We start from the raw sequence: 22,235 nt of genomic DNA, 5'->3' as shown, positions 1-22,235 counted from the left end.
CTTCCGGATGCCGCCGTGCCCCCGTTTCCTCGACTCGTTCTCCGGACTCGACATGACGACTTCGTCTCCCGCCTCCACCACCCTGATGGCCAATGCGATCCGTGCGCTCGCGATGGACGCCGTCCAGCAAGCGAACTCCGGCCACCCCGGCATGCCGATGGGCATGGCCGAAATCGGCGTCGCGCTCTGGTCGCGTCACCTGAAGCACAACCCGACGAACCCGCACTGGGCGGACCGCGACCGCTTCGTGCTGTCGAACGGCCATGGCTCGATGCTGCTGTACTCGCTGCTGCACCTGACCGGCTACGACCTGCCGATGGAAGAGCTGAAGAACTTCCGCCAGTTGCACTCGAAGACGCCGGGCCACCCGGAATACGGCATCACGCCGGGCGTCGAGACGACCACCGGCCCGCTCGGCCAGGGTCTCGCGAACGCGGTCGGCATGGCGCTCGGCGAAGCGCTGATGGCCGACGAGTTCAACCGTGACGGCGCGAAGATCGTCGATCACCACACGTACGTGTTCCTCGGCGACGGCTGCCTGATGGAAGGCATCTCGCACGAAGCCTGCTCGCTCGCGGGCACGCTGAAGCTGAACAAGCTGATCGCGCTGTACGACGACAACGGCATCTCGATCGACGGCGACGTCGTGAACTGGTTCCACGACGACACGCCGAAGCGCTTCGAAGCGTACGGCTGGAACGTGATCCCGAACGTGAACGGCCATGACGTCGACGCGGTCGACGCGGCGATCGCGAAGGCGAAGCTGTCGGACAAGCCGACGCTGATCTGCTGCAAGACGGTGATCGGCAAGGGCGCCGCGACCAAGGCGGGCGGCCACGACGTGCACGGCGCGGCGCTCGGCGCGGAAGAAATCGCGAAGACGCGCGCGGCGCTCGGCTGGACCTGGGAGCCGTTCGTGATTCCGCAGGAAGTCTATGCGGCATGGGACGCGAAGGAAGCCGGCAAGCGCGCCGAGACCGAATGGGACGCGACGTTCGCCGCCTATCGCGCGAAGTTCCCGGCAGAAGCCGCCGAATTCGAGCGCCGGATGGCCAACAAGCTGCCGGCCGACTGGGCCGAGAAGGCTGCGGCGATCATCGCCGGTGCGAACGAGCGCGCCGAGACGGTCGCGACCCGCAAGGCGTCGCAGCAGGCGATCGAAGGGCTCGCTGCCGCACTGCCGGAGCTGCTCGGCGGCTCGGCCGATCTGACCGGCTCGAACCTGACCAACTGGAAGGCATCGAAGGCGGTCCGCGCGAATTCGGAAGGCGCGGGCGTGCTGCTCGGCAACCACATCAACTACGGCGTGCGCGAATTCGGCATGAGCGCCGCGATCAACGGCCTCGCGCTGCACGGCGGCCACAAGCCGTTCGGCGGCACGTTCCTGACGTTCTCCGACTACAGCCGCAACGCGCTGCGCGTCGCGTCGCTGATGAAGGTCCCGTCGATCTTCGTGTTCACGCACGACTCGATCGGCCTCGGCGAAGACGGCCCGACGCACCAGTCGATCGAGCACGTGTCGAGCCTGCGCCTGATCCCGAACCATGACGTCTGGCGTCCGGCCGACACGGTCGAGACGGCCGTCGCCTGGACCCACGCGGTTGCCGCCGATCGTCCGTCGAGCCTGATCTTCAGCCGCCAGAACCTCGCGTTCAACCCGCGCACCGACGCGCAGATCGCCAACATCGAGAAGGGCGGTTACGTGCTGAAGGACTGGGACGAAGAGATCGTCGCGCGCAAGATCATCCTGATCGCGACGGGCTCGGAAGTCGAACTCGCGATGAAGGCCGTCGAGCCGCTCGCGCAGCAGGGCATCGCGGCCCGCGTCGTGTCGATGCCGTCGACCAACGTGTTCGACCGCCAGGACGCCGAATACCGCGAACGCGTGCTGCCGCACGGCGTGCGCCGCGTCGCGATCGAAGCGGGCGTGACCGCGTTCTGGCACAAGTACGTCGGCCTCGAAGGCGGCGTCGTCGGGATCGACACGTTCGGCGAATCGGCGCCGGCCGGCGTGCTGTTCAAGTACTTCGGCTTCACCGTCGAGCACGTCGTCGAGACCGCGAAGGCCGTGCTGGCCTAAAAGCATTCGCGACGCGCGCCACCCCTCGCGCGCGTCGCACCGTGAAGCTGCACGAAACGAATTTTTTCAGCCATCAGGAGATAGACCATGACGATTCGCGTCGCAATCAACGGCTACGGCCGTATCGGCCGCAACACGCTGCGCGCGTTCTATGAAAACGGCAAGAAGCACGATCTCGAGATCGTCGCGATCAACGACCTGGGCGATGCGAAGACCAACGCGCACCTGACCCAGTACGACACCGCGCACGGCAAGTTCCCGGGCGAAGTGTCGGTCGACGGCGACTACCTCGTCGTGAACGGCGACAAGATCCGCGTGCTGGCGAACCGCAACCCGGCAGAACTGCCGTGGGGCGAGCTGGGCGTCGACGTCGTGATGGAATGCACGGGCTTCTTCACGACGAAGGAAAAGGCGAGCGCGCACCTGAAGGGCGGCGCGAAGAAGGTCATCATCTCGGCGCCGGGCGGCAAGGACGTCGACGCGACGATCGTCTACGGCGTGAACCACGACGTGCTGAAGGCCGAGCACACCGTCATCTCGAACGCATCGTGCACGACGAACTGCCTCGCGCCGCTCGTCAAGCCGCTGAACGACAAGATCGGCCTCGAAACCGGCCTGATGACGACGATCCACGCATACACGAACGACCAGGTGCTGACGGACGTCTACCACGAAGACCTGCGTCGCGCGCGTTCGGCCACCCACAGCCAGATCCCGACCAAGACGGGCGCTGCGTCGGCCGTCGGCCTCGTGCTGCCGGAACTGAACGGCAAGCTCGACGGCTACGCGATCCGCGTCCCGACGATCAACGTGTCGATCGTCGACCTGTCGTTCATCGCGAAGCGCGACACGACGGTCGAGGAAGTCAACGCGATCATGAAGGAAGCATCGGAAGGCGCGCTGAAGGGCATCCTCGGCTACAACGACGCACCGCTGGTGTCGATCGACTTCAACCACAACCCGGCCTCGTCGACGTTCGACGCAACGCTGACCAAGGTGTCGGGCCGCCTCGTCAAGGTGTCGAGCTGGTACGACAACGAGTGGGGTTTCTCGAACCGCATGCTGGATACGGCAGTCGCATTCGCGAACGCGAAGTAATCCCGCACGTCGCGCGGCCGCCGCACGGCGGCCTGCGTGGCGAACGAGCCCGGCCCGGAATTTTTCCCGGCCGGGTTTTTTATTGCGCGGCGTTCGCCGTCACCTGCTCGAGCGCGTCGACGAACGCGCGCTTCAGCGGGCTGTCGAGGTCGGTCCACGCGAGGCCGATGCCGCTGCGGTGGCCGGCCAGGTCGAGCGGCCGCGCGAGCACGTTCGGCGGCAGCGCGCTCGCGGCTTCCGCCGGGATCAGCCCGATCCCCATGCCGGCCGCGACGAGTGCGAGCATCGTCGTGAATTCCCCGAACTCCTGCGCGATCTCGAGCGTCGTGCCCGCGCGACTCAGCGCGAGCAGCATGTCGTCGTGAAAGCCGGGCGCGTAGCGGCGCGCGAGCACGAACGCGGGCTGGCCGCGCAACGCGGATGGTGAAATCGTGTCGTGCGCGGCGAGCGGATGGTCGAGCGGCAGTGCGACCACGAAGCCCTCCTCGAGCACCACGCGCGTGTCGATGCCCGCATACGCGGCCGGCAGCCGGATCATCCCGAAATCGATGCGCCGGTCGCGCAGCGCTGCGATCTGGTCGGGCGTCGGCAAATCCTTCAGTTCGAGCGCGATCAGCGGATAACGCTCGCGCATCGTGCGCAGCACGGCCGGCAGCAGCGCCGGCAGCACCGACGACACGAACGCGATGCGCAGCGTGCCGATCTCGCCGCGGCTCGACAGCCGCGCCATCTGCTCCGCGCGCGCGGCCTGCTGCAGCGTCGCCCGCGCTTCGGGCAGGAACACGCGCCCCGTATCGCTGAGCTCGACCTTGTGGCGGTCGCGCTCGAACAGGCGTGCGCCCAGCTCCTCCTCGAGCGCCTTGATCTGCATGCTCAGCGCGGACTGCACGATGAACAGGCGCTGCGCGGCGCGCCCGAAATGCAGTTCTTCCGCGAGCGTGACGAAGGCGCGCAATTGCTTGAGTTCCATGGTGGGCGGGCGGCGGCAAACGGTGAAGAGAACGGTGATCGGATTTCATGATAACCGGATCAAAAAAGACCATTGGCGCGACGCCCGTCCGAGCGTCGAAGATACCCTCGACGCGAGACCGGCCGCGACCGGCGGTCGGCTCGATGGCACGAGGAGACATGCATGAACAACGCGCTTGACCGGTTCCGCCTGGATGGCCGCCGCGCACTGATCACGGGTTCCGGACGCGGGATCGGCCTGACGCTCGCCCGCGGGCTCGCGGAGGCCGGTGCGGCGATCGTGATCAACGATCGCAATGAGGAGAAGGCCGCGACGCTCGCGCGCCATTTCCGCGAGGAAGGCTTCGCGGCCGACTACGCGGTGTTCGACGTCGCCGAGCACGCGCAGGTGCGCGCGGCGATCGACGATTTCGAGGCGCGCGTCGGCGCGATCGACATCCTCGTGAACAACGCGGGCATCCAGCGCCGCGCGCCGCTCGACGCATTCGACCCGGACGACTGGCATGCACTGATGCGCGTGAACCTCGACGGCGTGTTCAACGTCGCGCAGGCGGTGGCGCGCCACATGATCGCGCGTGGCCGCGGCAAGATCATCAACATCTGCTCGGTGCAGAGCGAGCTCGCCCGGCCGACGATCGCGCCGTATGCTGCGACCAAGGGCGCGGTGCGGATGCTGACGAAAGGCATGTGCGCCGACTGGGCGCGCCACGGCATCCAGGCGAACGGCCTCGCGCCCGGCTATTTCGAGACCGAGCTGAATCGCGCGCTGGTCGACGACGCGGCGTTCTCCGACTGGCTGTGCAAGCGCACGCCGGCCGGCCGCTGGGGGCAGGTCGACGAGCTGTGCGGCGCGGCGATCTTCCTCGCGTCGGCCGCATCCGATTTCGTGAACGGTCAGACGCTGTTCGTCGACGGCGGGCTGACCAGCGCCGTCTAGAAAAGGAGGAACGTCATGCGTATGCGTTGCATGTGTCTCGTGATCCACGGGCCGAACGACCTGCGGCTCGAGGAGCAGGACGCGGGCGAGATCGGTCCGGGCCAGGTGCGCGTCGAGGTCGCGATGGGCGGCATCTGCGGCTCCGATCTCCATTACTTCCGGCACGGCGGCTTCGGCGCGATCCGGCTGCAGCAGCCGATGGTGCTCGGCCATGAAGTCGCCGGCACGGTGGCGGCGGTCGCGCCGGACGTGACGTCGGTGAAGGTCGGCGATCGCGTCGCGGTGAATCCGAGCCGCCCGTGCGGCGCATGCCGCTACTGCCTCGAAGGGCTGCCGAACCAGTGTCTCGACATGCGCTTCTACGGCAGCGCGATGCGCATGCCGCACGTGCAGGGCGCGTTTCGCAACGCGCTCGTGTGCGATGCCGCGCAGTGCGTGAAGGTGGCGGACCATGTGCCGCTGTCGCTCGCGGCGCTCGCCGAGCCGTTCGCGGTCGGGCTGCATGCGGTGTCGCGCGCGGGCCCGTTGATTGGGCGGCGCGTGCTCGTGTCGGGGTGCGGGCCGATCGGCGTGCTGGCGGTCGCGGCGGCGCGGGTGCACGGCGCGGCGGAGATCGTCGCGACCGACGTGGTCGATGCGCCGCTCGAGGTCGCCCGCGCGCTCGGCGCCGACCATACGATCAACGCGGCGGCCGACACCGGCTGGGTCGCGCGCTACGGTGCCGACAAGGGCACGTTCGACGTGATGATCGAGTGTTCGGGCAATGCGCGCGCGCTGCGCGACGGTCTCGACGTGATGCGGCCGCGCGGCGTCGTCGTGCAGCTCGGGCTCGGCGGCGACGTCAGCCTGCCGCAGAACGTCGTGGTCGCGAAGGAGCTGTCGATCTGCGGCTCGTTCCGCTTCCATGCGGAATTCGCGCTCGCGGTGCAGTTGATCAATGCCGAGCGCGTCGACCTGCGCCCGGCCGTGACGGGCGTGTTCCCGATGCGCGACGCGAACCGCGCGTTCGAGCTGGCCGGCGACCGGCAGCGCGCGATGAAGGTGCTGATCGATTTCGCGGACGCGGCGGCATGATCTCCTGCTGATGGCGCGCGACGGCGCACAAGGCAAGGAAGGCACGCCCGCGATTGGCGGAGCGTGCCTTTTTCATCGGCTGGAGCGAAACCGGATCATTGCGTGACTTGCCGCGCGCCGATGCGCTGCGACGCGAGCCACAGGGCGATCAGCACGCCCGCGAGCGCCGTGCCCGCGATGCACACGCCGCGCCAGCCTTCGATGCCGTACGCGACGCTCGCCGCGAACGATCCGAATGCGCCGCCGACGAAGTAGCTCGTCAGGTAGATGGTCGTCACGCGGCTGCGCGCGTGGCCCGCGAGTGCATAGATCACGCTCTGGTTCGAGATGTGCATGCCCTGCACGCCGACGTCGAGCAGCAGGATCCCCGCAATCAGTGCGACGAGCGAATGCGCGCCGGCCGCGATCAGCGCGAACGACGCGAGCACGGCCGCCGCGAACAGGCCGGTCGCCGCGTTGCCGTGGCCGCGGTCGACGAGCCGGCCGGCCGACGTCGCCGCGAGCGCGCCCACCGCGCCGACGATCCCGAACAGGCCGATCTGCCCCTCGGAATAGCTGTACGGCGGCTGGCTCAACAGGAACGTGAGGCCGGTCCACAGCAGGCTGAAGCACGCGAACACGAGCGCGCCGTAGGCCGAGCGCAGCGCGATCAACGGCTGCGCGCGCACCAGCGCGACGAGCGAGCGCATCAGCGCCGCGTAGTCGAGCCGCGCGTGGCGTCGATCCTTCGGCAGCTTCACCGCGAGCACGCCGGTCAGCGCGAGGATCATCGCCGCGGCGATGCCGTACACCGCGCGCCAGCCGAACCCGTCGGCGATCGCGCCGGCGGCGACGCGCGCGAGCAGGATGCCGAGCAGCAGCCCGCTCATCACGGTGCCGACCGCGCGGCCGCGCGTGCGCGCGTCGGCGAGCGACGCGGCGAACGGCACGAGCAGCTGCGTCGAGCAGGTGACGAAGCCGAGCGCGATGTTCGCGACGACGAACATCGTGAAGTTCGTGCTGAACGCGACGGCGGCCAGCGCGATCACGTTGAGCACGAGCAGCCGCACGATCAGCGTGTGGCGGTTGACCGCGTCGCCGAGCGGGACGATCAGCAGCAGGCTCGCCGCATAGCCAAGCTGCGTCAGCGTGACGAGATAGCCGAGTTCGGCGGGCGGGCGGCCGAAGCTGTGTGCGATCGCGGCGAGCAGCGGCTGCGCGTAATAGATGTTGCCGATGACGATGCCGCACGCGCAGGCGAACAGCAGCGTCATCGCGCGGGTCAGGGGAGGATGGTTGTCTTGATGCGGTTCCATGGTCGCGAAAGAAACAGCGGTGCCGGCCGGCGGCGCGGGCCGTCGGCAACGCGGGGTTGCGGAAATCGGGGCCGGCGTCGACGGAACGGCGATGCGCGCGATGCGCGCCGGGCGGCGCGTGGCCGGTGCCCGGTCGAGGCGGCGGCACAACGTCGTGCCGCGGGCGGGGGAAGGCGGGCCCGGGCGGGCCGCTCCGGTGCGGCGGCCAGGCGGCGTGCTCGGGAGCGGATGTGCGTATGATGCGGGAACCGCACCATAGCGTCCAAGACTGGATCCTTATGGTATCCATTGGTTCTACCAATACCCGGGCCGCCATGCTACTCCGCCACATCCGCTATTTCCTGGCCGTCGCCGAGCAGCGCAGCTTCACGCGCGCGGCCGATGCGCTGCACGTGTCGCAGCCGACGCTGTCGCAGCAGGTCCGCCAGCTCGAGGACATGCTCGGCGTGCAGTTGTTCGACCGCTCGGGCCGCACGGTGCGGCTCACCGAATTCGGCGAGGTCTATGCGCGCCACGCGCGCGCGGCGCTGCACGAGCTCGACACCGGGCAGCGAGCGCTGCACGACGTTGCCGATCTCGGCAGCGGCTCGCTGCGGCTCGCGATGATGCCGACCTTCGCGGCCTACCTGAGCGGCTCGCTGATCGATGCGTTCCATGCGGATTTCCCGAACGTCGCGCTGACGATCGACGCGATGTCGCAGGAGCGCATCGAGGCGCAGCTTGCCGACGACCGGCTCGATGCGGGCTTCGCGTTCATGCCGCCGCGCGCGCCCGACATCGACGCGCTGCCGCTGTGGGACGAACCGCTCGCCCTGGTGACGGGCCGCGCGCACCGCCTCGCCCGCCACCGCCGCGCGCTGAGCCCGGCCGAACTCGCCGGCGAGCCGCTGGTGCTGCTGAGCCGCGCGTTCGCGACGCGCGCGAGCATCGACCGGTATTTCATCGAGCAGGGCGTGCAGCCGAGGATCGCGATCGAGACGAATACGGTCAGCGCGGTGCTCGAACTCGTGCGCCGCGGGCGGCTCGCGACGGTGCTGCCCGACGCGATCGCGCGCGAGAGCGGCGACTTGTGCGCGCTGGAACTCGATCCGCCGCTGCCGTCGCGCACGGCCGCGCTGCTCACGCGCAAGGGCGCATACCGCAGCGTCGCGGCGCGCGCGTTCATCGAGCGCGCGCTCGCGTATCGCGATCCTTCGGGGGGATGACCGGTACGACCGGCGAACCGCTGCCGCGCCGGCCGCGACCGTAGGCCGGCGGCTGCGTCAGGTGCCCGGCGTCGGGAAGAAGATGCCCGCGCGCTGCGCGGCGTTCGCGATGTGCGTCTCGATCGCGGTGCCGGCCGCGGCCGCATCGCGGGCGATCAGCGCGTCGACGATCGCGCGATGCTCGTGCCACGTCGACAGCAGCAGCTCGCGCCGGTAGAACGGCATGCGCTGGCTTTCCTTCATGATGTCGGCGCTGCTGCGCAGCACCGACTCGATCGCCGCGTTGCCCGCGAGATGGATGATCCGCATGTGGAAGTCGAAGTCGAGCTGCGACGCTTCGTCGAGCGCGCTGTCGGTCAGCGCGACGTGCAGGTCGGCGAGGTTGTCCTCGAACCACGCGATGTCGTCGTCGCTGACGACGTGCGCGGCCATCCGCGCGGCGAACCCTTCGAGCGCATAGCGCATCTGGTACGTATCGGGCGGCGACGACTGCTCGGCGAATTGCCACGGATGCGCGGCCGACGCCTGCGCGCTTTCGACATACACGCCCTTGCCGGCGCGGATGCGCAGCATCCCGAGCGCCTCGAGCGTCGACAGCGCCTCGCGCAGCGACGCGCGGCTGATCTCCAGCTCCTCGGAGAGCTGGCGCTGGGCCGGCAGCAGGCTGCCGACCGGATACACGCCTGCCTCGATCCGGTCGCGGATCGTCGCGATGGCGGCGTCGGTCACGGTGTGCGGAACGTTTTTCATGATGTGAACGATGGCCGGTCTGACCGGCATTGTAATCCGCACGCGCGCGGTGCACGACCGGCCTACGGGAAAGCCACGATCCGCCCCCGCACGGTGCGGGGCACAGGGGCGGGAAATCCCTATTTTGTCCGTCCTTGACTCGACTATATCGGCTTCCTACTATCCACCATAACATCACTGGTCTTACCAGTATGAACAGACGAAACTGCAACCGTTGGATCGGGAGAGCGCCGTGTCGAAATTCCTCAATTCGCTGTTTGGCCGGGTAGTCGTCGCATTGATCCTCGGGGTCGCGCTCGGCGCGTTCTTCCCGCATTTCGCCGAGTCGCTACGGCCGCTCGGCGACGGCTTCCTGAAGCTCATCAAGATGGTCATCGGCCCGATCGTGTTCTGCGTCGTGGTCAGCGGGATGGCCAATGCGGGCGACCTGAAGAAGGTCGGCCGGGTCGGCCTGAAGGCGGTCGTCTACTTCGAGATCATGACGACGCTTGCGCTCGGCATCGGGCTCGTCCTCGCATGGGTCACGCGCCCGGGCGTCGGCATGAACATCGACCTGCGCTCGCTCGACGCGGCCTCGCTCTCGACGTACGCGAAGAACGCCGAAAGCCTGAAGGACACGGCCGGCTACCTGATGAAGATCATCCCCGAGACCGCGATCGACGCGTTCGCGAAGGGCGACATCCTGCAGATCCTCGTGTTCGCGGTGCTGTTCGGTTCGGCGCTGTCGCTGCTGGGCGACAAGGCGCAGCGCGTCAATTCGCTGATCGAGGAACTGTCGCACGTGTTCTTCCGCATCATCGGCTTCATCATCAAGCTCGCGCCGCTCGGCGTGCTCGGCGCGATCGCGTTCACGACCGGCAAGTACGGCGTCGCGTCGCTCAAGCAGCTCGGCTACCTCGTCGCGGTGTTCTACCTGAGCTGCTTCGTGTTCGTCACGGTCGTGCTCGGCGCGGTGATGCGTCTCGCGGGCTTCTCGGTGTTCAAGCTGATCCGCTACCTGCGCGAGGAACTGTCGATCGTGCTCGGCACGGCGTCGTCGGACGCGGTGCTGCCGCAGGTGATGAGCAAGCTCGAATACATGGGCATCAAGGATTCGACGGTCGGCCTCGTGATCCCGACCGGCTATTCGTTCAACCTCGACGGCTTCTCGATCTACCTGACGCTCGCGGTGCTGTTCATCGCGCAGGCCACCAACACGCCGCTGTCCACGCACGACCTGATCGTCGTGCTGCTCGTGTCGCTCGTCACGTCGAAGGGCGCGCACGGGATTCCCGGTTCGGCGATCGTGATCCTCGCGGCGACGCTGTCGGCGATTCCCGCGATTCCGGTGCTCGGCCTCGTGCTGATCCTGCCGGTCGACTGGTTCGTCGGCATTGCCCGCGCGCTGACCAACCTGATCGGCAACTGCGTCGCGACGGTGGTCGTCGCCGTGTGGGAGAACGACATCGACCGGGCCCGTGCGAAGCGCGTGCTGAACCGCGAACTGCGCTACGTGGCCGACGAAGCCGGCAGCGCCGCGCCGGTCGCCGGCGACCAGGCCCACGCGCTCTGAGCGCACCCGCGCGCGAAGCGGCCTCCCGGGCTGCTTCGCGCGAACGAATGTCCCGCGGCCGGCGCGACGATGCGCCGGTCCTTGCCAAAATAATGGAGACGACATGGCAGCCCCCATCCTCGATCCGAACGCGCCGGCCTTCACGCGGCGCTACATGAACCTCGCCGACCCGCGCCTGGGCGCGCAGGCGCTCTTCGCCAGCGACGAATTCTTCGCGCCGAAGGAGCGCATGCTGAATCCCGAGCCGGCCGTCTTCATTCCCGGCAAGTACGACGACCACGGCAAGTGGATGGACGGTTGGGAAACGCGCCGCAAGCGCACCACCGGCCACGACTTCTGCGTGGTCCGGCTCGCGCGGCCGGGCGTGATCTACGGCGTCGATCTCGATACGAGCCACTTCACCGGCAACTTTCCGCCGGCCGCGTCGATCGAGGCCTGTGCGGTGGACGGCGACACGCCGCCGGACGACACCGAATGGCGCACGATCGTCCCCGCGACGACGCTGCAGGGCAATTCGCATCACTACGTGAGCGTCGACGATGCGCAGCCGGTCACGCACCTGCGCGTGAACCTGTATCCGGACGGCGGGCTCGCGCGGCTGCGCGTGTACGGCCAGCCGCAGCGCGACTGGCGCCACGTGCCGGCGGGCGAACTCGTCGATCTCGCGGCGATCGAGAACGGCGGCTACCTGGTGGCCGCGAACAACCAGCACTTCGGTCCGGCCTCGCAGATGCTGATGCCGGGGCGCGGCGCGAACATGGGCGACGGCTGGGAAACGCGGCGCCGCCGCGAACCCGGCAACGACTGGGCGATCGTCGCGCTGGCGCGGCCGGGCATCATCCGGCGCGTCGAGGTCGATACGGCGTTCTTCAAGGGCAACTTCCCCGACCGCTGTTCGCTGCAGGCCGCGCACGTCGCCGGCGGCACCGACGATTCTCTCGTCACGCAGGCGATGTTCTGGGCCGAACTGCTCGGCGAGCAGAAGCTGCAGATGGACCACGTGCATACGTTCGACCAGCTCGCAACGCTCGGCCCCGTCACGCACGTGCGCTTCAACATCTTCCCGGATGGCGGCGTGTCGCGCCTGCGTCTGTGGGGCGAGCCGGCTTGAAGGAGGGCATCGGCATGAGCGGACCACATATCCTGCGCGTCGAGCGCCTGACCCGCGAGGCCTTCGCGCCGTTCGGCGACGTGATCGCGCTCGAAGGCGCGCGGCACTTCCCGATCAACGGCGGCACCACCGAGCGCTTCCACGATCTCGCGACGATCGACGTCTGCGCGGACGGCGGCCGGCCGCTCGTCAGCGTGTTTCGTGCGCAGCCGCGCGCGCTGCCGGTGGCGATCACGCTGATGGAGCGCCATCCGCACGGCAGCCAGGCGTTCATCCCGCTGGCGGCCGTGTCGCGCTATGCGATCGTCGTCGCGCCGGCCGGCGAGTTCCGGCCCGACGCGATGCGCGCGTTCCTCGCCGAAGGCTGGCAGGGCGTGAACTACGCGAAGGGCGTCTGGCACCATCCGCTGCTCGCGCTCGACGCGGTCAGCGACTTCGTGATCGTCGACCGTGGCGGCCCGCAGCCGAACTGCGACGAGATTCCGCTCGACGACGCGTGGGCGCTGGAGTTCGAGCCCGCGTGCGCGAGCACGGCCTGACGCGCGAAGGTAGGGTCAGGGGTTGAGCGGATTCGAGTGGATCGAGCGCCGCGCGCCGGCGACACGCGGCGCCTCGTCCCGCACGATCGACCGAAAACGTTCCCGACCCGGCCCGCACGCGACGTGCGGGCCGTTTTTCCATCCCGAAAACAACACGGCCCGGGCGGCGAGCTGCCGGCCGGGCCGTCGCGCGTGCGCGCAGGGTGCGGATCAGTGCTTGCGGTGCGGGCAGTTCTCGGTCGTGCAGGAGCCGTACATCGCGAGCGAGTGTTCCTGGAGCCGGAAGCCGCGTTCCTTGGCGATCGCTTGCTGGCGGCCTTCGATCTCGGCATCGAAGAATTCCTCGACGCGGCCGCAATCGAGGCAGACGAGGTGATCGTGGTGCGAACCTTCGTTGAGCTCGAACACGGCCTTGCCGGATTCGAAGTTGCTGCGCGTGAGCAGGCCGGCCTGCTCGAACTGCGTCAGCACGCGGTAAACGGTGGCGAGCCCGATGTCGAGCTGCTCGTTGAGCAGGTTGCGGTAGACATCTTCGGCCGTCAGGTGACGCACCGGGCTTTGCTGGAAGATCTCGAGAATCTTGAGGCGCGGTAGGGTGGCCTTTAGCCCGATATTCTTGAGATCCGTCGGATTGGTCATGGCTAGGCATCCCTAGAGTACAATGCAGGGCTTCAATGTTACCGGCTTTTCGCCGTTCCAGAAACACGCGCGACCCGCGACGCGGGCCAGCTCGGTGACGGAAATGTTCCCGGAATCCCTTTCGCACTATCAGAGGAGTCGCATGCGGAGTGCCATCATCGCTGCCGCCGCCGTTGCCGCGCTGGCTGGTTGTTCGTCGTACGACAGCGTGACGCAGCGCATCGCGCAGAGCATCACGCCCTATCGGATCACTGTCGTGCAGGGCAACTTCGTGTCGCAGGAGAAGGCCGCGCAGCTGCAGGCCGGGATGACGCGCGAGCAGGTGCGCGCGTTGCTCGGCACACCGCTGCTGTCGGACATGTTCCATGCCGACCGCTGGGATTACCTCTTTTACTTCAAGCGCGGCTCGACGTCCGTCGTCCAGCAGCGCGACCTCGTGCTGACGTTCTCGGGCGATCGCCTCGCGAGCTGGACGGGCGCCGAGAACCTGCCGTCCGAACTCGACCTGCTGGCCGATATCGATGGCGACCGCGGCGGCAAGAAGGCGAAGGCCGCGGCCGCGGCGAAGAAGGCGTCCGAAGCCGCCGCTGCCGCGGCTGCGGCGAGCGCCGCGCAGGCGACCGCTGCCGCGAGCCCGTCCGTCGAGCCGGTTTCCGGCGCGGCGGTCGACCAGGATGCGAACGCCCAGGCGGCGCGCGCGGCGAACCGCGCGACCAACCAGGTGTCCGGGCAGGGCACGACCGCCCGCCGCTTCACGCCGTCCGCGCAGGCCTCGGGCGGCGCGCCGGTGCCGGGCGGCCAGCCGCCGGGCGCCGCGCCGGCGATCCAGCCGCAGTTCCAGTTCCATCGCCCGCCGCAGCCGAACGCGTCGAACGAGGCGTCGCCGCCGGTCGGCCCGCAAGGCTCGGACAACCTGCAGAACCAGCCGCTCACCGCGCCGGCCCAGTAAGCGGCCGGCGTGCGGAAACAGGGCGGCATGCGCCGCCCGCCTTTAGACCTGTCGTGTAGAAAGCCATGAAGATTGCGATTGCCGGTGCATCGGGCCGTATGGGCCGGATGCTGATCGAAGCCGTTCTCAACGATTCCGACGCGCAGCTCGTCGGCGCGCTCGACCGCGCCGATTCGCCGTTCCTCGGCCAGGACGCGGGCGCGTTTCTCGGCAAGGAAACCGGGATCAAGCTGACCGACGACCTCGACGCCGTGTTCGCGCAGGCCGACTACCTGATCGACTTCACGCGGCCGGAAGGCACGATCGCGCACGTCGCGGCCGCGCTGCGCCACGACGTGAAGCTCGTGATCGGCACGACCGGCTTCACCGCCGAGCAGAAGGCCGAGCTGCAGGCCGCGGCAGGCAAGATCGGCATCGTGTTCGCGGCGAACATGAGCGTCGGCGTGAACGTCACGCTGAAGCTGCTCGAATTCGCGGCGAAGCATTTCTCGCACGGCTACGACATCGAGATCATCGAGGCGCACCACCGTCACAAGGTCGACGCACCGTCGGGCACCGCGCTGATGATGGGCGAGGCCGTGGCCGGCGCGCTCGGGCGCTCGCTCGACGACTGCGCGGTGTACGGCCGCCAGGGCGTGACGGGCGAACGCGACCCGTCGACGATCGGCTTCGCGGCCGTGCGCGGCGGCGACATCGTCGGCGATCACACCGTGCTGTTCGCCGGGATCGGCGAACGGATCGAGATCACGCACAAGTCGTCGAGCCGCGTGTCCTACGCGCAGGGCGCGCTGCGTGCGGTCCGCTTCCTGTCGGCGCGCGGCGCCGGCCTGTTCGACATGCAGGACGTGCTCGGCCTGCGCTGACCCTCACGGGGAAACTCCGATGGCGATTCCCACCGGCGTTGTCCACTACCTCGAAAGCGGCGATGCGATCACGCACGCCGTCGCCTACGTGCTGCTGGCGATGTCCGTCGCCAGCTGGTGCTTCCTCCTCATGAAAGCCTGGCTGCTGGTCCGTGCGAAGCGGCAGGGGCCGCGCGCGCTCGCCGCGTTCTGGCGCGCGCCGTCGCTCGATGCGGGCATCGCCGCGCTCGCCGGCACCGATCGCGAGCGCGTGTTCGTGCCGCTCGCCGAAGCCGCGCGCGATGCGGCCGACGAACACGATCCGGCCGCGCTGGCCGCGCGTGTCGAGCGCAGCGAACGCGTGCTGCGCGCGCTGCGTCACGCGATGCTGCGCTCGCAGCGGCGTCTCGAGTTCGGCCAGGTGCTGCTCGCGTCGATCGGCAGCACCGCGCCGTTCGTCGGGCTGCTCGGCACCGTCTGGGGCATCTACCACGCGCTCGGCAGCATCGCCGCGAGCGGGCAGGCGCAGATCGAGAACGTCGCGGGGCCGGTCGGCGAGGCGCTGATCATGACCGCGTTCGGGCTCGTCGTCGCGATCCCCGCGGTGCTTGCCTACAACATCCTCGGGCGGCTCGTGCGGCAGCTCGCCGAGGAACTCGACGGCTTCGCGCGCGACCTGCACGTATTCGTGTGCGCGCAGGGCGCCTGACGCGCGGCCGGGAGGAACGACCATGGCATTCGGCGGGCTGGAGCACCACAAGACGTCCGCGCCGATGGCGGAGATCAACATGACGCCGCTGATCGACGTGATGCTCGTGCTGCTCGTCATCTTCATCATCACCGCGCCGCTGATGACGCACGCGATCCGGCTCGACCTGCCGAAGGTCGCGGCCGGCGTTGCGCGCGACACGCCGCAGTCGGTCACGCTGTCGATCGACGACGCCGGCAAGCTCTACTGGGACGACGCGCCCGTCGCACTCGACGCGCTGCCGGCGCGCTTCCGGGCCGCCGCCGCGGGCGCCGCGCCGCCCGAGCTGCGGCTGCGCGCCTCGCGCGCGACCCGCTACGACGTGATCGCGCAGGTGATGGGCGCCGCGCAGGCCGCCGGGCTCACGCGGATCGGCTTCGTCACCGACGTGCCGCCGGCGGGCGCCGCCGCGCCGGCCGCCGCGGGCGCGACCCGCTGACCGGCTGACGCACCGGGCGCTCGCGCCATCCGTGTCGTCCCGCAGGCAAGAATGCGGGCCGGCCGGCGAGACCGGCCGTACCGCCCGCCACGAACGGTATAATCGTCGTTTTCGCCCGGTTGGCAGGGTTTCGCCGGGTAACCTGGAGACCCTCCGGGTTATCCGGCGAATATCCGGATCATGAGGCAGGCACGAGAACCGTGAGCCTGCCCCCGCCGCCGGGCTGCCCGATTTCGTCCACTTCCGCGTGCCCGCCTCGTGGCGCGCCGCTTAAAGCCTAGTCCGAACCACACCATGCACGAGAGATACGTACCCGCCGACGTCGAAGCCGCCGCTCAGGGCGACTGGCGCGCAGCCGATGCCTACAAGACGAAGGAAGATTCGCAGAAGCCGAAGTTCTACTGCGTGTCGATGCTGCCGTACCCGTCCGGCAAGCTGCACATGGGTCACGTGCGCAACTACACGATCAACGACGTGATGTACCGCTATCTGCGGATGAACGGCTACAACACGCTGATGCCGATGGGCTGGGACGCGTTCGGGATGCCGGCCGAGAACGCCGCGATGGCGAACGGCGTGCCGCCCGCGAAGTGGACCTACGACAACATCGACTACATGAAGGGCCAGATGCAGTCGATGGGCCTCGCGATCGACTGGTCGCGCGAGATCGCGACGTGCAAGCCCGACTACTACAAGTGGAACCAGTGGCTGTTCCTGAAGATGCTCGAGAAGGGCATCGCGTACAAGAAGACGGGCACCGTGAACTGGGATCCGGTCGACCAGACCGTGCTCGCGAACGAGCAGGTGATCGACGGCCGCGGCTGGCGTTCGGGCGCGCTCGTCGAGAAGCGCGAGATCCCGATGTACTACCTGCGGATCACGCAGTACGCGGATGAACTGCTGAACGACCTCGACGGCCTCGGCTGGCCCGAGCGCGTGAAGATCATGCAGCAGAACTGGATCGGCAAGAGCTTCGGCGTGAACTTCGGCTTCCCGTACGAACTCGACGGCGAGCAGAAGCTGCTGCGCGTGTTCACGACGCGTGCCGACACGATCATGGGCGTCACGTTCTGCGCGATCGCGGCCGAGCACCCGCTCGCCACGCGCCTCGCGCAGGGCAAGCCGGAACTGCAGGCGTTCATCGACGAATGCAAGCGCGGCGGCGTCGCCGAGGCCGATGTCGCGACGATGGAGAAGAAGGGCGTCGCGACCGGCTTCTCGGTCCAGCACCCGCTGACGGGCGAGCCGGTCGAGGTGTGGATCGGCAACTACGTGCTGATGAGCTATGGCGAAGGCGCGGTGATGGGCGTGCCGGCGCACGACGAGCGCGATTTCGCATTCGCGAAGAAATACGACCTGCCGATCAAGCAGGTGATCGCGGCCGAAGGCCAGACGTACTCGCTCGACGCATGGCAGGAGTGGTACGGCGACAAGGAAGTCGCGACCTGCATCAACAGCGGCAAGTACGACGGCCTCGCGTACGGCGCGGCGGTCGACGCGATCGCGGCCGACCTGAAGGCCGGCGGCTTCGGCGACAAGCAGGTCACGTGGCGCCTGCGCGACTGGGGCGTGTCGCGCCAGCGCTACTGGGGCACGCCGATCCCGATCATCCACTGCCCGTCGTGCGGCGACGTGCCGGTGCCGGAGCAGGATCTGCCGGTCGTGCTGCCGGAAGACCTCGTGCCGGACGGCTCGGGCAACCCGCTCGCGAAGTCGGAAGCGTTCCTGAACTGTTCGTGCCCGAAGTGCGGCGCGGCCGCGAAGCGTGAAACCGACACGATGGACACCTTCGTCGATTCGTCGTGGTACTTCTCGCGCTACACGGCGCCGGACGCCGAGACGATGGTCGACGCGCGCACCGATTACTGGATGCCGATGGATCAATACATCGGCGGCATCGAGCACGCGATCCTGCACCTGCTGTATTCGCGCTTCTGGACCAAGGTGATGCGCGACCTCGGCCTCGTGAAGTTCGGCGAGCCGGCGAAGAACCTGCTGACGCAGGGCATGGTGCTGAACGAGACGTTCTACCGCGAAGACGCATCGGGCAAGAAGACCTGGTACAACCCGGCCGACGTGACCGTCGCGTTCGACGAGAAGGGCCGCCCGGTCGGCGCGACGCTGAACGCCGACGGCCAGCCGGTCGTGCTCGGCGGCATCGAGAAGATGTCGAAGTCGAAGAACAACGGCGTCGATCCTCAGGTGCTGATCGACCAGTACGGCGCCGATACCGCGCGCCTGTTCACGATGTTCGCCGCACCGCCCGAGCAGCAGCTCGAATGGTCGGGCGCGGGCGTCGAAGGCGCGAGCCGCTTCCTGCGCCGCGTGTGGAGCTTCGGCGCGACGAACCGCGAAGCGCTCGCCGCGCGCGCGGGCTTCGACGCGGCCGCGCTCGGCGATGCCGACAAGGCGCTGCGCCGCGAGATCTACAGCGTGCTGAAGCAGGCCGATTTCGACTACCAGCGCCTGCAGTACAACACGGTCGTGTCGGCCGCGATGAAGATGCTGAACGCGATCGACGGCGCGAAGGGCGCGACGCCCGGCGTGCTGCGCGAGACGTACGGCGTGCTGCTGCGCGTGCTGTACCCGGTCGTGCCGCACGTCACGTTCGAACTGTGGAAGGCGCTCGGCTACGCGGACGAATTCGGCCCGCTGCTCGACGCCCCGTGGCCGAAGGTCGACGAGGCCGCGCTCGAGCAGGCCGAGATCGAACTCGTGCTGCAGGTGAACGGCAAGGTGCGCGGCGCGCTGAAGGTCGCGAAGGACGCGAGCCGCGAGGCGATCGAAGCGGCGGCGGTGGCCGACGAAGCATTCGCGAAGTTCAGCGACGGCAAGCCGGCGAAGAAGATCGTCGTCGTGCCGGGCCGCCTCGTGAACATCGTCGTCTGACGGCCGTTGGCCGCCGGGCGCACACAGAAGGAGCGAAGGTGATCCGCAGATCGTTTTTGATGCTCGCCGTCGGCAGCGCGCTCGCGCTGTCGGCATGCGGTTTCCAGTTGCGCGGCCAGCAGGACTACGCGTTCAAGCGCCTGCTGGTGGCCGGCGCGCCGGCGCCCGTCGAGGCGCGCCTGGTGCGCCTCGTCGAGGCCGGCAGCGACACGAAGATCGTCAAGTCGGCGGACGACGCCGATGCCGTGCTGCGCATGTGGGAGTCGCGTGGGCAGAACACGCTGACGCTCAACAAGTACGGCTCGGCGCAGGAATACGCGCTGTTCTATACGCTGAACTACACGCTGACGAGCAAGGACGGCACCGTGCTGATCCCGCCGAGCGCGATCGCGCTGAACCGCGCGATGACGTACAGCGACCAGTACACGAACGCGAAGGCGCAGGAAGCCGAGATCCTGTACGGCGACATGGAGAACGACGCGGTCGACCAACTGATGCGGCGTCTCGCGATCGTCCACACGCTGACGCCGGCGCCGGAAGACGTGGTGCCGGGCGTTGCACCGGGCGCACCGCTGCCGCCGCCGCCGCTCTGATCGCCGGCGCACGTATCGATGCAATTGCGACTTGATGCGCTGGAGCCGCACCTCGCGAAGGGGATGGCCGGGCTCTACACCGTCTACGGCGACGAGCCGCTGCTCGCGCAGGAAGCGTGCGACCGCATTCGTGCGGCCGCGCGCGCGGCCGGCTTCACCGAGCGTTCGGTGCACACGGTCGAGCGCGGTTTCGACTGGAGCGTGCTGCTCGGCGCGACCCAGGCGATGTCGCTGTTCGGCGAGCGTCAGCTGATCGAGCTGCGCATTCCGTCGGGCAAGCCCGGCAAGGAAGGCGCCGACGCGCTGAAGACGCTCGCGGCCGCACCGAACCCCGATGCGCTGATGCTCGTCACGTTGCCGCGCCTCGACGCGGCAACGCAGAAATCCGCGTGGTTTACCGCGCTGCAGAACGGCGGCGTGGCGCTGAAGATCGATCCGGTCGACCGCGCGCAGCTGCCGAACTGGATCGGCCAGCGTCTGTCGATGCAGGGCCAGCGCGTCGCGCCCGGCGACGACGGCCGGCGCGCGCTGCAGTTCATCGCGGAGCGTGTCGAGGGCAACCTGCTCGCCGCGCACCAGGAAATCCAGAAGCTCGGGCTGCTCTATCCGCAGGGCGTGCTGACGTTCGAGCAGGTGCACGACGCGGTGTTGAACGTCGCGCGCTACGACGTGTTCAAGCTGAACGAGGCGATGCTCGCGGGCGACGCCGCGCGGCTCGCGCGGATGATCGACGGGCTGAAGGGCGAGGGCGAGGCGATCGTGCTCGTGATGTGGGCCGTCGTCGAGGAACTGCGCACACTGCTGCGGATCAAGCGCGGCACGACGGCCGGCAAGCCGCTGGCCACGCTGCTGCGCGAGAACCGCGTGTGGGGGCCGCGCGAGCGGCTGATCGGCCCCGCGTTGAACCGCGTGTCGGAAGGCGTGCTCGAGAAGGCGCTCGCGTTCGCCGCGAAGCTCGACCGGCAGGTGAAGGGGCTGTCGGCCGTCACGCCGGGCCGCCGCACGCAGGACGAGCCGCCGCCCGATCCGTGGGACGGCCTGTTCCAGCTCGCGATGACGGTGGCGGGCGCGCGCGGCGAACGACCGCCGACCGCGGGTCGCGTGCGGCGTTAAGCCCCGTCCGGGCCTTCAGCGCACGCATCGCAACCCGCTTACAATATTTCGATAGCCGGCGCGGCCTTCCTGCCGCCGCGCCTCACGCTTCTCCACGAATTCATGCCGCGCCAAGCGGCTCGCTTCTCGAGTCACACGATGGATATCGACCAGTACATGACGGACCTGGGCCGCCGTGCCCGGCACGCTTCCCGCGCGATGGCGCGCGCCAGCACGGCGGCGAAGAACGCGGCGCTCGACGCCGTGGCCCGCGCGATCGAGCGCGACGCGCAGGCGCTGAAGGACGCGAATGCGCGCGACGTCGCCCGTGCCCGCGAAAAGGGGCTCGATGCGGCGTTCATCGACCGCCTGACGCTGTCGGACAAGGCGCTGAACACGATGGTCGAGGGCCTGCGCCAGGTCGCGTCGCTGGCCGATCCGATCGGCGAGATCGGCAATCTCAAGTATCGCCCGAGCGGAATCCAGGTCGGCCAGATGCGCGTGCCGCTCGGCGTGATCGGCATCATCTACGAGTCGCGTCCGAACGTGACGATCGACGCGGCCGCGCTGTGCCTGAAGTCGGGCAACGCGACGATCCTGCGCGGCGGCTCCGAGGCGCTCGAATCGAACGCGGCGCTCGCGAAGCTGATCGGCGAAGGGCTCGAGGCGGCCGGCCTGCCGCAGGACGCGGTGCAGGTCGTCGCGACCGCCGATCGCGCGGCGGTCGGCAAGCTGATCACGATGACCGAATACGTCGACGTGATCGTGCCGCGCGGCGGCAAGAGCCTGATCGAGCGCCTGATCAACGAGGCGCGCGTGCCGATGATCAAGCACCTCGACGGCATCTGCCACGTGTACGTCGACGATCGTGCCGATCTCGCCAAGGCACTGACGGTGTGCGACAACGCGAAGACGCACCGCTACGGCACCTGCAACACGATGGAAACGCTGCTCGTGTCGGGCGGCATCGCAGCCGCGCTGCTGCCGCCCCTCGGCAAGCTGTATCGCGACAAGCAGGTCGAGCTGCGCGTCGATGCAGCCGCGCGCGCGGTGCTCGCCGAGGCGGGCGTCGGTCCGCTCGTCGACGCGACCGACGAAGACTGGCACACCGAATATCTCGCGCCGGTGCTGGCGATCAAGGTCGTCGACGGCCTCGACGCCGCGATCGAGCACATCAACCATTACGGCTCGCACCACACCGATGCGATCGTCACCGAGGATCACGACCGCGCAATGCGCTTCCTGCGCGAAGTCGATTCGGCGAGCGTGATGGTCAATGCGTCGACGCGCTTCGCGGACGGCTTCGAATTCGGCCTCGGTGCGGAAATCGGCATCTCGAACGACAAGCTGCACGCACGCGGCCCCGTCGGCCTGGAAGGGCTCACGTCGCTGAAGTACGTCGTGCTCGGGCACGGCGAAGGCCGCCAGTAAAGC

The 22,235-nt window shown here is 68.7% G+C and carries 20 protein-coding genes; 16 read left to right on the top strand and 4 right to left on the bottom strand.

Going from position 1 to position 22,235, the window contains the following annotated elements:
* The first annotated feature begins 7 nt into the window (after positions 1–7).
* Positions 8–2,080 carry a transketolase gene (tkt, locus tag DIE12_RS22720; protein WP_124551376.1) on the top strand — a complete coding sequence of 691 codons (2,073 nt, stop codon included), beginning with the start codon at positions 8–10 and terminating at the stop codon, positions 2,078–2,080.
* 87 nt (positions 2,081–2,167) lie between these two features.
* Positions 2,168–3,178, top strand: coding sequence for a type I glyceraldehyde-3-phosphate dehydrogenase (gene gap, locus DIE12_RS22715; protein ID WP_006485712.1), 1,011 nt, complete (start codon positions 2,168–2,170; stop codon positions 3,176–3,178).
* A 79-nt stretch (positions 3,179–3,257) separates the two neighbouring features.
* On the opposite strand, the gene DIE12_RS22710 is transcribed toward gap, so the two are convergent.
* Positions 3,258–4,148, bottom strand: coding sequence for a LysR family transcriptional regulator (locus DIE12_RS22710; protein ID WP_124488256.1), 891 nt, complete (start codon positions 4,146–4,148; stop codon positions 3,258–3,260).
* Positions 4,149–4,310: 162 nt separating this feature from the next.
* On the opposite strand from DIE12_RS22710, the gene DIE12_RS22705 reads away from it, so the two are divergent.
* Entirely contained in the window at positions 4,311–5,084 is a 774-nt protein-coding gene (locus DIE12_RS22705) for an SDR family NAD(P)-dependent oxidoreductase (RefSeq protein ID WP_124488257.1), read from the top strand.
* 15 nt (positions 5,085–5,099) lie between these two features.
* Entirely contained in the window at positions 5,100–6,158 is a 1,059-nt protein-coding gene (locus tag DIE12_RS22700) for an L-idonate 5-dehydrogenase (RefSeq protein WP_124488258.1), read from the top strand.
* A 95-nt stretch (positions 6,159–6,253) separates the two neighbouring features.
* On the opposite strand, the gene DIE12_RS22695 is transcribed toward DIE12_RS22700, so the two are convergent.
* Positions 6,254–7,453, bottom strand: coding sequence for an MFS transporter (locus tag DIE12_RS22695; RefSeq protein WP_124551375.1), 1,200 nt, complete (start codon positions 7,451–7,453; stop codon positions 6,254–6,256).
* Between the two features lie 314 nt (positions 7,454–7,767).
* Between DIE12_RS22695 and cynR the strand changes: the two genes are divergently transcribed.
* Entirely contained in the window at positions 7,768–8,658 is an 891-nt protein-coding gene (cynR, locus tag DIE12_RS22690) for a transcriptional regulator CynR (protein ID WP_124488260.1), read from the top strand.
* Between the two features lie 57 nt (positions 8,659–8,715).
* Here the strand turns inward: cynR and DIE12_RS22685 are convergent, their stop codons facing one another.
* Positions 8,716–9,438 (bottom strand): FadR/GntR family transcriptional regulator, encoded by a 723-nt coding sequence (locus DIE12_RS22685; RefSeq protein ID WP_185640885.1) that lies wholly within the window; start codon positions 9,436–9,438, stop codon positions 8,716–8,718.
* Positions 9,439–9,640: 202 nt separating this feature from the next.
* Between DIE12_RS22685 and DIE12_RS22680 the strand changes: the two genes are divergently transcribed.
* The 3 genes from DIE12_RS22680 (at position 9,641) to DIE12_RS22670 (ending at position 12,610) form a co-directional block, all read left to right on the top strand.
* Complete coding sequence (locus DIE12_RS22680) at positions 9,641–10,960, top strand: C4-dicarboxylate transporter DctA (protein ID WP_124488262.1); 1,320 nt, start codon at positions 9,641–9,643, stop codon at positions 10,958–10,960.
* Positions 10,961–11,063: 103 nt separating this feature from the next.
* Entirely contained in the window at positions 11,064–12,071 is a 1,008-nt protein-coding gene (alc, locus tag DIE12_RS22675; RefSeq protein WP_124488263.1) for an allantoicase, read from the top strand.
* A 14-nt stretch (positions 12,072–12,085) separates the two neighbouring features.
* Positions 12,086–12,610 carry an ureidoglycolate lyase gene (locus DIE12_RS22670; protein ID WP_044844245.1) on the top strand — a complete coding sequence of 175 codons (525 nt, stop codon included), beginning with the start codon at positions 12,086–12,088 and terminating at the stop codon, positions 12,608–12,610.
* A gap of 210 nt (positions 12,611–12,820) precedes the next feature.
* Here the strand turns inward: DIE12_RS22670 and fur are convergent, their stop codons facing one another.
* The gene (gene fur / locus DIE12_RS22665) at positions 12,821–13,249 is read right to left on the bottom strand and encodes a ferric iron uptake transcriptional regulator (RefSeq protein WP_011350926.1); all 429 of its coding nucleotides are present in this window, start codon (positions 13,247–13,249) and stop codon (positions 12,821–12,823) included.
* A gap of 142 nt (positions 13,250–13,391) precedes the next feature.
* Between fur and DIE12_RS22660 the strand changes: the two genes are divergently transcribed.
* The 8 genes from DIE12_RS22660 to DIE12_RS22625 all read left to right on the top strand — a co-directional run bounded on the left by DIE12_RS22660 (position 13,392) and on the right by DIE12_RS22625 (position 22,232).
* Positions 13,392–14,198: an outer membrane protein assembly factor BamE gene (locus tag DIE12_RS22660; RefSeq protein ID WP_124488264.1), complete on the top strand. Its 807-nt coding sequence runs from the start codon at positions 13,392–13,394 to the stop codon at positions 14,196–14,198.
* A gap of 65 nt (positions 14,199–14,263) precedes the next feature.
* Positions 14,264–15,061, top strand: a complete 798-nt coding sequence (gene dapB / locus DIE12_RS22655; RefSeq protein ID WP_044844161.1) for a 4-hydroxy-tetrahydrodipicolinate reductase — start codon at positions 14,264–14,266, stop codon at positions 15,059–15,061.
* Positions 15,062–15,080: 19 nt separating this feature from the next.
* Positions 15,081–15,749 carry a MotA/TolQ/ExbB proton channel family protein gene (locus tag DIE12_RS22650; RefSeq protein WP_044844160.1) on the top strand — a complete coding sequence of 223 codons (669 nt, stop codon included), beginning with the start codon at positions 15,081–15,083 and terminating at the stop codon, positions 15,747–15,749.
* A gap of 22 nt (positions 15,750–15,771) precedes the next feature.
* The gene (locus tag DIE12_RS22645) at positions 15,772–16,227 is read left to right on the top strand and encodes a biopolymer transporter ExbD (RefSeq protein WP_044844159.1); all 456 of its coding nucleotides are present in this window, start codon (positions 15,772–15,774) and stop codon (positions 16,225–16,227) included.
* A gap of 294 nt (positions 16,228–16,521) precedes the next feature.
* A complete protein-coding gene (leuS, locus tag DIE12_RS22640; protein WP_124551374.1) occupies positions 16,522–19,116 on the top strand; it encodes a leucine--tRNA ligase in 2,595 nt (864 codons plus the stop codon).
* Positions 19,117–19,154: 38 nt separating this feature from the next.
* A complete protein-coding gene (gene lptE / locus DIE12_RS22635) occupies positions 19,155–19,709 on the top strand; it encodes an LPS assembly lipoprotein LptE (RefSeq protein ID WP_124519975.1) in 555 nt (184 codons plus the stop codon).
* A gap of 18 nt (positions 19,710–19,727) precedes the next feature.
* Positions 19,728–20,822 carry a DNA polymerase III subunit delta gene (gene holA / locus DIE12_RS22630; RefSeq protein ID WP_124488266.1) on the top strand — a complete coding sequence of 365 codons (1,095 nt, stop codon included), beginning with the start codon at positions 19,728–19,730 and terminating at the stop codon, positions 20,820–20,822.
* Positions 20,823–20,960: 138 nt separating this feature from the next.
* Positions 20,961–22,232: a glutamate-5-semialdehyde dehydrogenase gene (locus DIE12_RS22625; RefSeq protein WP_044844155.1), complete on the top strand. Its 1,272-nt coding sequence runs from the start codon at positions 20,961–20,963 to the stop codon at positions 22,230–22,232.
* Positions 22,233–22,235 lie beyond the last annotated feature (3 nt).

Source organism: Burkholderia sp. Bp9015, assembly GCF_003853505.1.
In the GTDB taxonomy this organism is placed as follows: domain Bacteria; phylum Pseudomonadota; class Gammaproteobacteria; order Burkholderiales; family Burkholderiaceae; genus Burkholderia.
The sequence above is the reverse complement of the archived record's forward strand: the minus strand, read 5'-3'. Positions and strand labels throughout refer to the sequence as shown.